A 13,817-nucleotide genomic window follows, 5' to 3' on the forward strand; every position below is an offset into this window, starting at 1 on the left:
GTGAAATAGCTCCTGTTTAGGCTCTAAACCAGCACTTTCAGGAACTATTCCACCGCAACTCGTTGGCGCAGGGGCATCGGGCGGACAGCGGGCTTTTACTTGCGAGGCGTCGGCAAAACAAAGAGTCCGTGCTGGTTGCAGTAGAGGTACATTCTGCCGCGTCCGGTGATATGAAAACGCGGTTGCACCGATTGCTCTGGATAGAGCTTCTTGAGGCAGATGCCATCCATAGTCGCATATGCCACAAAGCTAATGTAATGATCCTTGGTCATGGGATGGTCGAGCGTGACGTACCAATCGTCCTCGATGCGCTCGATGGAAAAGGCGTGGTCCGCGTCCGGCTCTTCGGCCTCCTGGGGAAACATCGTGGAGCCGCAGCAGCTAAAGCTGCCTTCTCCGAGCGCGTGCACAACGTTTCCGCAGATAGGGCAAACGTAAAAGACGCCTTTGAGCATATTGCCTGCACGGTTGGCGTTGGCCCGAATGTCACCAGCCAAAAGCTCAGCCACGCTTATGCCGAGTCTCTGGGCCAAAGGCTCAACGAGGGAAATGTCGGGAAGGCCGCGGCCGGACTCCCACTTGCTGACGGCTTTATCGGTCACGCCAAGGCTTTCCGCCAGGGCGCGCTGGGTGAGGCCGCGATCTTCGCGCAGCCGCTTGATGGCATGTGCTGCCAAAAAAGTATGGGGGACATTGCTTTGCGGTGTCTGGTTCATGAGATGTCCGATCAGATTGGAAGAATGGAGCGAACCGGTTCAAGAGCCAGTATCCATTTGAAGACAGCCCTCGACAACCTACGCTGCGTAGACATGCACCGACCAAACGAGCGTGGATTTTCAGACACTAACCTAACGAGCGTGGATAATCTCCCACTTTGAGACCGTCACCGAGCCAAAAACGGGAGATTATCCACGCTCATTTCAGACTGATCATTGGGGACGTTCTTAAACGACTAGTCAAACAGGAACGTCCCCAAGTGCCGCATTTGGAGCAAGATGACGCCGCAGGTAGAGGACGGACAGCGAGCGACGTCCAGAGCGAACAAGTTGGCATGAAAAAGGCAAGGCATAGACCTTCTGGTCATGCCTTGCCTTTTGAATGACAAATTGTCGCTCTGGGCGGCGCGCAGCGTCGAGCCGTTACGCGGTTTGGAAAACCGCGTAACTACTCCCGGGCTCCGTACTGCTCGTAGTAGGCGTCGATGGAGGCCTTGAGCTCGTCATCGATGACGACCTTGCCGTCGATCTCGTGGTTGTAGAGGGTCTCGACGACCTCGGCCATGGAGACGATGCTCGCGACGGGGAAACCGTACTTGGCCTCGATCTCCTTCTGCGCGGTGGTCACGCCACCCTTGCCGACTTCCATGCGGTTGAGGGACACAATCAGGCCCTTGATCTCGACATCGGCAGCAGCCTTGACCTTGGGATAGGTCTCGTCGATGGACTTACCGCTGGTGGTGACGTCCTCGACCATGACTACGCGGTCGCCGTCCTGGGGCTCGTAGCCCAGCAGGTTGCCCTTGTCGGCGCCGTGGTCCTTGGCCTCCTTGCGGTCGCAGCAGTACTTGACCTCCTTGCCGTACAGCTCGTGGTAGGCAATCGCGGTCACGACGGCCAGGGGAATACCCTTGTAGGCAGGCCCGAACAGCACGTCAAAGTCGTCGCCAAAGTTATCGTGGATGGCCTGGGCGTAGTACTCGCCCAGCTTCTTGAGCTGATAGCCCGTCACGTAAGCGCCGGCGTTCATAAAGAACGGGGACTGACGGCCGCTCTTGAGCGTAAAGCTGCCGAACTTAAGAACGTCGGACTCGACCATAAACTTGATGAACTCTTGCTTGTAAGCCTCCATGCGGGCTCCTCTCGTAATCGCGTACGTGCTTCACAGTTTAGCGCAGGTAGGACGTCGATGCGGGCGCGCTTTGAAGCCATGGCGCTCTGTAAGGGCTTTGTCAGGGGCGATGATTTTCCGAACAATGGGGTTGACACGGCAAACCCCCTCGTCAAAAATACCGGCGGATTGAAACGGGTACGAGATACCCAAAGCGCGCTGCGCCCGGCCTTAAGGAGGTGTGCCATGGAAGGCAGCCATAGTCGAAAAACCTGCATGTCGCCCTCGGCACGCCGCGAGGATTCCGCGCACGCATAAGCGCCAACAGTCGATCACCAAAACCACCACAAAGGTGCCTGCCCCCCTTGTGGTGATTCGCGAGCATGACGTGAGCGACATCTAGGTTTTTTGCAATTCAATACGACACGTACGCTAACTCCCTTTAACAAGGAGGACCCTATGCTGATGCTCAAAACCGCCACGGTACTCGAAGTCATCTCCAAGCGCCGCCGCACGGCGCGCCCTGCCGCTCACGCCGGCCTTGCCAAGAACACCATCTTTGCCGCAACCCATAGCGCCGAGGACTCCCTCGTGCTGCTCGACGCCACGGCTGACGGCCTCACCGCCGGGCAGGCCGCCGAGCGCCTGGACGCCGCCGGTCCCAACACCATCGAGGCGCCGACCAAGACACTTGCCCGCCGCATCGCCGACGCCTTCATCGACCCCTTCGCCGGCATCCTCGCCGCGCTCGCGCTGGTCTCGCTCTACATCGACGTGCTCGCCGTGCCCGAGCCGCAGCGCGACCCCTCCACGGTCATCGTCATCGGCATCATGCTACTGGTATCGGGCGGCATGAAGTTTATCCAGGAAGCACGCAGCGGCAATGCGGCAGAGGCCCTCAAGGACCTGGTCTCCAACACCTGCACCGCCCTGCGCGACGGCAAGCGCATCGAGATACCCTTCGATGAGCTCGTCCCCGGCGACGTGATCCGCCTCTCCGCCGGCGACATGGTGCCGGCCGATGCCCGCATCATCACCGCACGCGACCTGTTTGTGATCGAGTCCGCCCTCACCGGCGAAAGCGAGGCCGTCGAGAAGACCGCCGTCGCCACCGTCGTCGAAGGCGCCGACAGCTCCACGCTGCCGCTCTCCGCCTGCAAGAACATCGTCTTTACCGGCACCTCCGTGCAAAACGGCACCGCCATGGCGCTTGTCGTGGCCACCGGTTCGGACACCTACCTGGGCGGCATCGCCAAGATGCTCAACGGGCGCGGCGAGAAGAGCGCGTTCGACCGCGGCGTCTCGAGCGTCTCGATGCTGCTGGTGCGCCTGATGCTCGTCATGGCGCCGGCAGTCTTTGCCATCAACGCCGCCACCAAGGGCAACGTCATCGATGCGCTGCTGTTCGCCACGAGCGTGGCCGTGGGCATCACGCCGCAAATGCTTCCCGTCATCGTGACCACGAGTCTGTCGCAGGGAGCCAAGGACCTCGCCCGCCGCCAGGTCATCGTCAAGGAACTGTCTGCGATCCAAAACCTCGGCGCCATGGACGTGCTGTGCTGCGACAAGACCGGCACCCTCACCGAGGACCGCATCGTGCTCGAGCGCTACCTCAACACCGACGGCAACGAGGATACGCGCGTGCTGCGCCATGCGTTCTTGAACAGCTTCTTCCAGACCGGCCTCAAGAACCTCATCGACCTGGCCGTTATCGACCGCGCCGATGTTACGCTCTCGACCGTCGTGCCCGATTCCATGCTGGGCCAGAGCCTGCGCGACCGCTACGCCAAGGTCGACGAGGTGCCCTTCGATTTCTCGCGCCGTCGCCTGAGCGTAGTTGTCGCCGACGCCCAGGGCAAAACCCAGATGGTCACCAAGGGAGCTGCCGAGGAAATGCTCGAGATCTGCTCCTTTGTCGAGGTCGATGGTGCCGCCCAGCCGCTCACCGAAGAAAAGCTCGCCCAGATTCGCAAGCAGGTCGCCGGGCTCAATGCCGAGGGCCTGCGCGTGATTGCCGTGGCGCAGAAGACCAATCCGCGCTGCGTGGGCGAGTTTGGCATCGCCGACGAGTGCGACATGGTGCTGATGGGCTTTTTGGCCTTCCTCGATCCACCCAAAGCAAGTGCCGCGGGCGCCGTCGCCACCCTCGAGGCCAAGGGCGTAGCCGTTAAGGTCCTGACCGGCGACAACGACCGTGTCGCCGCCACCGTCTGCGAGCAGATCGGCATCGACGCGAGCAACGTCTTGCTAGGCTCCGAGATCGATGCGCTCGACGACGCCGAGCTTGCCGAGCGCGCCGAGAACACCTACCTCTTCGCCAAGCTCTCGCCGCTGCAGAAGGCGCGTCTGGTGCGCGTCATGCGCGAGCTGCTCGGCCACACCGTGGGCTTTATGGGCGACGGCATCAACGACGCCGCCGCCATGCGTGCGAGCGACTGCGGCATCTCGGTCGATTCGGCCGTCGACATCGCCAAGGAATCCGCCGACATCATCTTGCTCCAGAAGGACCTGGGCGTGCTCGAGCGCGGCATCATCGAAGGCCGCCGCACCTACGGCAACCTGCTCAAGTACCTCAAGACCACGGTGAGCTCCAACTTTGGCAACGTGCTATCCGTGACCGTCGCGAGCCTGTTCTTGCCATTCTTGCCCATGAGCGCTCTGCAGCTGGTGCTGCTGTCGCTGGTCTACGAGATCGTATGCATCGCGCTGCCGTGGGACACCGTCGATGACGCCTGGACTGTCCGTCCGCGCGCCTGGGATGCCGCGTCCATTAAGGGCTTTATGCTCGAGTTGGGTCCCGTGAGCTCACTGTTTGATATCGCGACTTTCGCCGCGCTCTTCTTTGTGGTGTGCCCCGCCGCCGTGGGCGCAAGCTGGGCAGAGCTTGCCGCTGTAGGCGACGTCGCAGGCATGGCGGCCTTTACGGCGCTCTTCCAGAGCGGTTGGTTTGTCGAGTCCATGTGGTCGCAGACGCTCGTGGTCCACATGCTGCGCTCCCCGCGCCTGCCGAGTCTGCGCGACCACGCTGCGCCGGCACTGTGCGCCCTCACCGTGTTGGGTCTGGTACTCGTCACCTGGCTGCCGGCAAGCCCCATCGCCGATGCGCTGGGTCTCATGCCGCTGCCGCCGAGCTTCTTCGCGCTGCTCATCGGCATTGTCGCCGCCTACATCGCGCTCACCCAACTGGCCAAGCGCCGCTACATCGCCCGTCACGGTGAGCTGCTGTAACAGACAGCCCGAGTCCACCACGGCAGCCGTTTCCACAACCCGTCCCCTCAGCAGTTGCGGTGAAATAGTTCCTGTTTTAAGACCCCCAAGCCTTATTCAGGAACTATTCCACCGCAACTTATTGAACCACCACAAAGGTACCTGTCCCCCTTGTGGTGGTTTTGGGGCGTTACGAGGCGTTGGTCAGGCGACTCCAGAGCTCATCGATATCGATCTGGTCGCCGCCGCTCAAGTAGCCGGTTCGAATAAAAGCCTCATTGTAGATATAGATGTCATGAGCGCTATCGCCATCGTCTTCGGTGTCGTTGGCCATAATCACGTAGCGGTGGCCGTCAAGCGCCTTGACCAGCCAATACTGGGTATCATCGATCGTGCATTTCTCCTGCACCATCGCCGCATCGCCAATCGCGCCGATGAGCGCCCGCTCGCCCTTCGTATAGCCGCCCACCGAGAGTAGAATCGCGACGTTTTCGTCTCCGCCGCCCGGTTCAAGCTCCTCGTACTCGGACTCCGAAAGCGGTATCGCGCTGTTCGCAAGTTCGTCCACATCGTCCGAAACCTTGGAAAAGGTAAAAGCGAAAAATCCCGCGTCATCGACGGCGCCGTAGCCCACGTTCTCGCCTTGCCACTCATTATTTTGATGTTTGAGCAGGCGCACCATATCGGCACCCGCCAAGTTGATCGCGGCATAGACCGTCACGTTAGCATTGTCGTCCACGCAGGCGGCGTCCGCCGTGCTCGCTGCTTTGGCGCCGCCCGTTGTGCCCGAGCAGCCAGCCAGCGCGCAAGCCGCCGCGCCCGCGCCCGCCACAAAGACCGCACGGCTCATCGTCATCTCGTTCATCATGTTCGTCCCTCGCTATGCTATTGGCCGCATCGCACTTAGCCGAGCGCGCGCCCGGTCTTCTCCTGCCAAAATTCGTTAATCGTGGGGGCACCGCCGCCTTGGGTAAACGTACCGGTTTTGATGGCCTCCTCGGTAATGAGGTCCAGGCGGTAGTCGCCGTTTTCCATTGGGCTCACCATGGCAACGTGACGCGCCATGTTGGAACCGTAGACGCACGCAATCCACGAGCCCGAGGTAATCTGCGCGCGGTCCTCAACCGGAACGGAAAAGCCCGCGATAACATCCTCGCAGCTCGAATAGCCCGCAAGCTGCAGCGTAAACATCACGGTACTCCCGGTGCCGCCCTTGTCGAGCTTTCCGATTTCATCCTCGCCGAGCCATTCGGTTGCGCCATCCTTGCTGATATTGCAGACGCTGAGCACGCGACCTGCCTCGTTCTCGTACATCTCGAGCGCATCTTGCCAGGTATAACCCTGTTGCGACGCAAACTCCTGCAACTGCCAGCCCCTAAGCTCGAGCAACGCTGTGATGCTGATGTTGCGGTGCGCATCCCAGCAGTCATCCGACCACGTATCGAACGCGTCCGCCGAGCCGCTGTCTGTGTCCGCACCGCCGCCCGCATCACCGGAATCACCCGATGACGAGCCCGCATCCATCTTGTCCTTTACCGGGCGATCGTCGTTAAAACCCGTCGTGTCCTGCGCCTGCTGTCCGCCGCATCCCGCAAGCGTCAGCAACGCCGTTCCCGCCGCCGCGACAAACGCCGTGCGCGAAATAACCGTCTCCCTCATCGTTGTTCCTTTCCCGTTTCTTATCACAGCGCCGAGCAACGCCTCGACACCGATCCTCCCGTAGCCCACTCACGCTATTGACGGGGCAGCTCCGTCCAGCCAAAACCGGGCTCAAAGCCATCGCGCGTGCCGATCACGTCGCCCAAGCCGTTCACCCAAGCTTGATCCGCCATCACCGAAACCTCGACATCGGTACCGTCGGGCCTGGTGTAATGGTTGACCCCGCGGATGGCATCGGAATACGACGCCGCGCCCGTTCCCACACCTGCACTGGAGAAATTGGCCGCGCTGGCGGCCATATTCGCGGCGTGTTGACGATCGCTGCGCTCAAACCAAGCCTGCTGGTATCTGTCGAACGCCGCCTGCTGCGAGGCATGCATCTGCTGCCAGGCCGCGAACTGCTGTTGCTGCTGGGCGATGTTCATCTGCGTGCGCTGACGCTGCTCGAGCACCATCTGCTGCTTTTGAGCGCACGCTTCGCGCGCAATCGACGGGTTGAGCCGCAGAGTCGACGCCATTGAGGCAAGCGCCGTGGAGGCCGCCTCGTCCAGACGGCCTTCCGGCGCAACCAGGCAGAAGCTGTCCCTGATACGCCACTGCAACAGGTCTGCCGCGCCCAGCTTGAACGGCGCCCCGTCTGGGCAATCGCCTTGATCCGGAGCCTGATCTTTCGCGGCGCGCTGACCCGCCGCCGCAGCCGCCTGGCGCTCGCGCAGGCGCTTACCCAGAACGCCACCGATCAGTCCGCTCGAAAGGCCCGCGCCCAGCAGCGCCTCGGCCCCGGCGGCAACGCCTTTACCCACAGAACCCGCGACTCCACCGATCGAGACTACATAGCCCTCGACCTTTGCCGCCACCGCAAGCTCGGTAGGCGCCGGGACGCCCGCGAGCCGATATCGACGCATGCGGCACTCATAGACCACATCGCTCGGTTCCATCGAAAAGCCCTGAATCGCAAAGTCGTTTGCAGCCTCGCGCTTTACGCGAGCACGCTCATGTTCAATATCGCCTGCCGCGCTCGACGGATAGGGTTGCTCGGCCACAACCTCCGCCCGTGCGCCCAATTGCGCCGCGCAGGCTTGAGCTAACTCGTCGCACGCCGCCTCCACGTGCACAAACGCCTTGCGCTCGGTTTGCGTGGGGATACGCTTGGCAACGGCGCCCGCGTCCACGTAGCAGAGCTCGGAGCGATACATGATGCGTTCGCCCGCCGGGCCTGCCGCCGTCACGCCAACTGAAATCGGGCAGTCGAAACTACTGCTGCGCTCAAGATGCGCCTCTTCGATACGCCAACCCCGCGGCAGCGCCACTTGCGCGAGCGCTTGGCCGCCAGAGGCATCGCATGCGGTGTGGAGTTCAAGGTCGCCGACGCGGGGAGCATCCGCTGCGGCCACGTCGCGGACCGGCGACGCGGCGTCGGCATCCTGCATCGGCACATCGACCGGCGCGTTCGCGCTCGGCTCACAACCTTCGCCCGCGCCATCATCGGCAGCCGCCCCATTTGCGTGTTCCGCGACACCCGGGTCATCCTCAACGCTCTCAAGCCGAACACCGCAGCCCGGGCAAAATCGCACCGGCACGCCGGCGACCCGCGGCAGCTGCATCCCGCACGCCGGGCAGAATCTCAAATCACTCATCCCGTACACCCCTCATTTCATTGGCTGTTCTTGATGGCGACTAGCTGTCGCCACAGTTCATCGGCACCGTCAAGGCGATATGCCGTCTTGTCGAGCACAATATTCCCGCCCTCGAACTCCACCGATTGCTCCGAGCCGTCTTCATAGACAAAGACGAGCGTGCGACCGGCATCGCTCATCCGCTCATCCACCGCACCTCCCACGGTGCAATCGTCGAGCGCGGCAAAAGTCGATGCGACCAGCTCGGCATCGTCGGTCTCATAGATCGTCCGCGCCTCGCCGTCCTCGATAAGCTTGACTGCCACCGGATCGGCAGCACAATCGTTCAGCAACGCTTGCGCGGCGTTCTTTCCCTAGTCGGCACGGGCACCAAAGCCGTATGCCCGCACAAGCGTCACCGCCGCAGCAAGGACCACCACGGCGATAAGCGCGCCCGCAATTTTATTAGACGAGCAACCACGAGACGCCATAGGCCCACCCCTTCCGCTCTGCTCCGCTCAACATCACATTCATATGCCTTTGAGCGCCAAAACGGCAGGTGACAAATGTCTCATATTCATATTTTTGCAGGTAAAACCACCACAAAGGTGCCTGTCCCCTTCGTGGTGGTTTTGGCTAGTCTTGGGGCGTCCAGGACCAGAAGAAGTTGATGAGGGCCACGCGCGAGGCGGCACCGGTCTTTTTGTTGATCGAGGCGATGTGGCGATAGAGCGTAGAGCGCGAAAGGAAGAGCGCCGCCGCTACGTCCTGCACGCTGTCATCCGAAACGACCAACGCCTCCAGCACATCGCGCTCGCGCTTCGTAAGTCCAAAGGCGGCTACAAAGCCGTCGAGTCGATCGTCAAACGAAAGCTCCGGCGTCTCCAGGGGCACCGCATCGGCCTGATCGGGCGCACGGCTCACGCCAAGATCGTCGGTGGCAAACGTCAGCCCCCCTGTGACCCGCTTCGTCCTCAACGCCTTGTCCAAACTGCCCCAGCAGCGAGATCGCAATGCCGACAAACAGCACGAGCACGACGCCCACCGCCATCAGCACGTTTTGACTCGAGATAATCGCCACCGCCGGAGCCGTCACAAGCATTGAGCAAATGTTGTTGATGGCGCGGCCCATGCACGGCCACAGATACGACCAGCGGGCATACATCGAAATCGCGGCGAACTTCGCGGTGAAGAACACCACGAAAAAGCCCGTGCCCAGGTAAAAGATAATCGTGGCGGCGAGCGCATTGCCGCCGTTGCCATCGGTGATAAGCACAAAGAACGAGAGCGTGGACAGCATGGCGGCGCACGTCATGATGATATTCATATACGAGCGTCCGCGCAGGTCATACAGGGCGCCGGCAGCAAGCGCACTCACAACCAGCAGCAAGCGCGGCCAGTCACCCAGATCGATAGCGCCGGCGGCATGCGAGGTCGTAAGACCGGCATTGAGAGCCGCGAATACGCCGGTGAGGCAGGCGGTCGCCACCGTCAAGCGCACTACGGCACCCTGGAAGGCCGCCTTTGCCTCGGGATTATCGCGCCACTTGGCGCCATGCTCCGACGCATCGACCGATAGCTCGGCAATCTCGGCTTCGAACTCGGGCGCGGACTCATCGCGTAATTTAGCTCGGCGGGTACCGTGAAGCAGCCCAACCAGCGCAATCGCACAGGCAATAAGGACAAACTGTTGAGGAATGCCCGCAGGCATCACCATATGGTTGAGCACCTGTACCAAAATGCCCGCAGCATAAGAAACCGCCACGGCACGTGCCAGACAAGGCGTCTGCGCAAAACGCCGCGCCAGATTGGCATGAGCGGTCGATCCGCAGTAGCCCAGGGCGCAGCACGCCACCAGACCGCCCGCAATCACAACCTGAAACTGCGCCGCCATAATCAGCAGCAGCAATGCCGACACCAGCAGCACGCCCGTCATATCGCTCGTTGCATCGATTGTCTGGGGACGGCGATAGTACAGGAGAGGACGCACAAAATAGCCGATCACGCTCGCGCCGACGACGATGCTCTCGTAGATAACGACCTCGTTCGCTGGCACAAACTCGGCCACGCGTACGTCAAAGAAGTACTCGCCGGCCAAAAACGTGAAAAAGAAAAGCGCCAGGCACAGAATCTCCCGTATGCCCCGGCGCAAGTATGCGGTTGTGTCTCCCAGGTCCCTCATGGTAACCCCCACTCGCTTAGATGTCCGGAGAACCATTTTAATAGAGAACGGGTCTTACTACCCACGCAATAGCCGAAGTGTTACGCAATTGCCCTCAACCGCCCTCAACACAAGTTGCGGTGGAATACGGACTGTTTACAGCCAAAAAGGCTGGATTTAGACCGTATTTCACCGCAACTAAAGGAGCCCTTCTCCGATCGCACGCTCAGTTGCGGTGGAATAGTTCCTGTTTGTCCGGCTGGGGGTGCTTTTTAGGAACTATTTCACCGCAACTTATTGAGGGACTGGGTTGCGTGCGATGGAGAAGGGGATGGAGGGATCGGAAGTGTTGGAGCTCGGGCGTTAGTGCTCGGGCGTCAGGATCACCAGGGCGTCGTGCTCAAAGGAATGCTGAGCCACGCGCACGGTGCCGTCGCCATTGTCGCGAACGGGCAGCTTGGCGATACGCTTGGCCTCCATGTCGAGGGCCGTCGCCGACCAGCCGCGCGCACTATCGAGCTTAAACGTAAGTGCCGTGGTGCGCGGCAGATAGGTGACGACACGCTCGCCAATACGCGCCACACGGATGGACTCGCGCGCGTCATCGAGCAGCTCCTGTGCCGGGATAACGGCGAGAGCGTCGTCGCTAGCCGTGGCACCCAGGCCGGCAAGCACGTGCTCGATGGCGGCAAAATCCCACACGCCCGCAAACTGCAGACACTCCTGCCAGCGGAACGGCATGTCAAAGCCCTCGCCCAGCACCGAACCCTGGCTGCGCGATGTCTGCCAGTTCCAAACGCCGTGGGCGCCGTAGGTCACGCCCGCGCTGGCGCCGGCAAGGATCGAAGACCACACGCTCGCGCGACAGTCCTGCGCGGTAAAACGCCAGTACACGTTGCGCGACGCACCCATCTGCTCGTAGCAGGGCTCGGAGTTGACCATCGGCTTTTTGGGATAGCTGGCGATAAAGTCCTGCGGCAGGTGCCAGGCCTCGGGCTGGCCTTCGTAGTTGTGGCCGGGCTGGAACATATAGAAGTCCAGGCGGTCCAAATACTGCGCGGGAATCGTGCGGTTACCGCGATTGATGTGCATGGTACGCAGGGCCTCGGGCGCGCGCTTCGCAACCTCGTCGAGCGCATCCTCGTAATAGGCAATCGCCTCGTCACCGGCAAAGTCCGTGTCGCCCGTCACCACATAGACGGGATCGAACTCGCCCAGGTTCTCGACGACGCGGGCAACGTGGGCACGGACCTCCTCGCGCGGCATAACCTCGGCACCGCAACGCTCGGCGATCTTAGCGCCCCAGGTACCGGGCACGTAGTTGCACCACATGAGCACGAGCGCCGGACGAATGCCGTGCTCGACGGCAGCGCGGCACATGGCGGCGGCGCGATCCCAATACGCCTGGTTGGGTTGAGACCAATCAAAGCGCACGCCATCCTCGCTGGCATAGGGCCAAATGCCCAGATCGGGGCAGCAGCGATCCCACTGCGGCAGCGTGTTGATCTGCAACACGTTCATGCCCTGCTCGGCGCGGCGGGCCAGATAGTAGTCCCAGTCGGCCTCGGGGATGCTGGTAAACGCACTCCAGCACGTGTCGGCAAACCAAAAGAACGGCTTGCCCTCGCACAAAAAACCGTCATGACGACCGTTGACGGTCAGTTTTCCCAAACTCATCTGCATGTCCTTTCGCTCGATAAAGGAATTGCGAACCGGCAGAAGCTTTCGCGGTAACCCCTGATGCGAAAGCCCCCGCCGTTTAACAAACCCCTGCGGGCGGACACCACTTGCCCACTCCAGTCTACCTTGCAAGAAGGGCCCCGCCGGGCTTGCGCCTGACGGGGCCCTGTCGTGTAGGTAAGGTCGTATGCGACCGAATGGCTTGGCCTTAGGCCTCCATCTCGGCGAGCTCCTCCTTGGAGAAGCCGGCGACGAAGACGACGGCAGCGGCGATGACAAAGGAGATTGCCATACCGACGATAGCCCAGACGGTGTTCATCTGGCCACCCTGCAGGTAGTTGGTGAAGACCAGGAAGTTGGAGGCACCACCGGCGAGGTAGTAGGTAACACCCATGAGGCCGGAGAACACGGCGCCGATGGCACCGCCGATGAACATACCGAACATGGTGCGACGGAAGCGCATGAGGATACCGAAGAGCGCGGGCTCGGTGACGCCGCCGGCGATGGCGGAGATGACGTAGCCCAGGGCGAGACCCTTCTCGTCGGGGTTCTTCATCTTGAGGAAGGCACCGAAGGCGCAGCCCCAGACAGCGGCCATAGCGCAGTTGGTGGAAACGAAGACGAAGGGATCGTAGCCGGCAGCGATGATCTGAACCTGAGCGAGCAGGATGACGGGCATGTGCATGCCGCAGACCACGAAGAGCTGCCAGAAGGCGCCGAGGACGGCCATGACGATCAGGATACCGACGCCACCCATGTCAGCGAGACCGAAGAGGGCGTTAGCGATGAGGCTACCGATCTCGTTGCCGAGCGGGGCGAGGACGATAAAGGCAATGGGGATGGTGACGATCATGGTGCAGAACGGCGTGAAGACCGTGGAGAGCACGTCGGGCATGACCTTCTTAAAGAACTTCTCGACGAAGTAGAGGACAGGCACCGAAAGGATGATCGGCAGGACGGACTGCTGATAGTTGGCAGCGGCGATCTGAATGCCGTAGACGGAGATGATTCCGCCGCCATCCTGGGTCGCGACACTCACGACGGACGGGGCCATGAGGGCGCCGCCGAGGAGCATGCCCAGAACCGGGGAGGCGCCGAGCTTCTTAGCGGCGGCATAGCCCAGGTAGATGGGGATAAAGGTGAACGTGGCCTCGTACAGGGTGGTGTAGAGGAACGTGTAGGTCGGATCGGTGTCAGAGAGAACGCCGAGCATGGTGGGACCGAGGACCGCAGCGATGGTGCGGAACAGACCGCCGGCCATGAGCAGCGGGATCAGCTGGGTCATGGAGCCCGACAGATAGTCGAGGATGATGTTCGGCAGGTTCTTGAGCTCGAACTTCTCCTTGGGAGCATCGAGGTTCTCGTCGACCGCGGCACCCTGCTTGACGCCGGACATGGCGACGAACTCGGCGAGCACCTTGGGCACGTTCTGGCCGATGATGACCTGGAGCTGGCTGCCGGCGAACTGGCAACCCAGAACACCCTTGACCTTCTTGATCTTCTCCACGTCGGCCTTGTTGTTGTCCTTGAGCGTCAGACGCAGACGCGTCATGCAGTTGGTGGCGATGGTGACGTTTTCCGCACCACCCACGAGCTCGAGGACATCGGTGGCAATCTGCTTGTTATCTACTGCCATGGGACCCCTCCCCATATCTTCGTGTGCCCGA

At 61.5% G+C, this 13,817-nt stretch carries 11 protein-coding genes; 1 reads left to right on the forward strand and 10 read right to left on the reverse strand.

The features are described 5' to 3' along the window. Positions 1 to 95: 95 nt before the first annotated feature. The gene (locus OIL77_04025; protein HJI44585.1) at positions 96 to 677 is read right to left on the reverse strand and encodes a helix-turn-helix domain-containing protein; all 582 of its coding nucleotides are present in this window, start codon (positions 675 to 677) and stop codon (positions 96 to 98) included. 487 nt (positions 678 to 1,164) lie between these two features. Then, entirely contained in the window at positions 1,165 to 1,848 is a 684-nt protein-coding gene (pyrE, locus tag OIL77_04030; GenBank protein HJI44586.1) for an orotate phosphoribosyltransferase, read from the reverse strand. A gap of 438 nt (positions 1,849 to 2,286) precedes the next feature. On the opposite strand from pyrE, the gene mgtA reads away from it, so the two are divergent. Beyond that, complete coding sequence (gene mgtA / locus OIL77_04035) at positions 2,287 to 5,055, forward strand: magnesium-translocating P-type ATPase (protein ID HJI44587.1); 2,769 nt, start codon at positions 2,287 to 2,289, stop codon at positions 5,053 to 5,055. 169 nt (positions 5,056 to 5,224) lie between these two features. Here the strand turns inward: mgtA and OIL77_04040 are convergent, their stop codons facing one another. The 8 genes from OIL77_04040 to OIL77_04075 form a co-directional block, all read right to left on the reverse strand. Continuing rightward, positions 5,225 to 5,902 (reverse strand): hypothetical protein, encoded by a 678-nt coding sequence (locus tag OIL77_04040; GenBank protein ID HJI44588.1) that lies wholly within the window; start codon positions 5,900 to 5,902, stop codon positions 5,225 to 5,227. 35 nt (positions 5,903 to 5,937) lie between these two features. Then, a complete protein-coding gene (locus OIL77_04045) occupies positions 5,938 to 6,693 on the reverse strand; it encodes a hypothetical protein (protein HJI44589.1) in 756 nt (251 codons plus the stop codon). Positions 6,694 to 6,767: 74 nt separating this feature from the next. Then, entirely contained in the window at positions 6,768 to 8,330 is a 1,563-nt protein-coding gene (locus OIL77_04050; GenBank protein HJI44590.1) for a hypothetical protein, read from the reverse strand. Positions 8,331 to 8,347: 17 nt separating this feature from the next. Then, entirely contained in the window at positions 8,348 to 8,635 is a 288-nt protein-coding gene (locus OIL77_04055) for a hypothetical protein (GenBank protein ID HJI44591.1), read from the reverse strand. A 310-nt stretch (positions 8,636 to 8,945) separates the two neighbouring features. After that, on the reverse strand, positions 8,946 to 9,233 hold the full coding sequence (locus tag OIL77_04060) for a helix-turn-helix transcriptional regulator (GenBank protein HJI44592.1): 288 nt from the start codon (positions 9,231 to 9,233) through the stop codon (positions 8,946 to 8,948). Continuing rightward, positions 9,172 to 10,491 carry a hypothetical protein gene (locus OIL77_04065; protein HJI44593.1) on the reverse strand — a complete coding sequence of 440 codons (1,320 nt, stop codon included), beginning with the start codon at positions 10,489 to 10,491 and terminating at the stop codon, positions 9,172 to 9,174. The genes OIL77_04060 and OIL77_04065 overlap by 62 nt, the downstream gene beginning before the upstream one ends. A gap of 342 nt (positions 10,492 to 10,833) precedes the next feature. After that, a complete protein-coding gene (locus OIL77_04070; protein HJI44594.1) occupies positions 10,834 to 12,147 on the reverse strand; it encodes a DUF4038 domain-containing protein in 1,314 nt (437 codons plus the stop codon). Positions 12,148 to 12,358: 211 nt separating this feature from the next. After that, complete coding sequence (locus tag OIL77_04075; protein ID HJI44595.1) at positions 12,359 to 13,786, reverse strand: PTS transporter subunit EIIC; 1,428 nt, start codon at positions 13,784 to 13,786, stop codon at positions 12,359 to 12,361. Positions 13,787 to 13,817 lie beyond the last annotated feature (31 nt).

Source organism: Coriobacteriaceae bacterium (assembly GCA_025993015.1).
GTDB lineage: Bacteria > Actinomycetota > Coriobacteriia > Coriobacteriales > Coriobacteriaceae > Collinsella.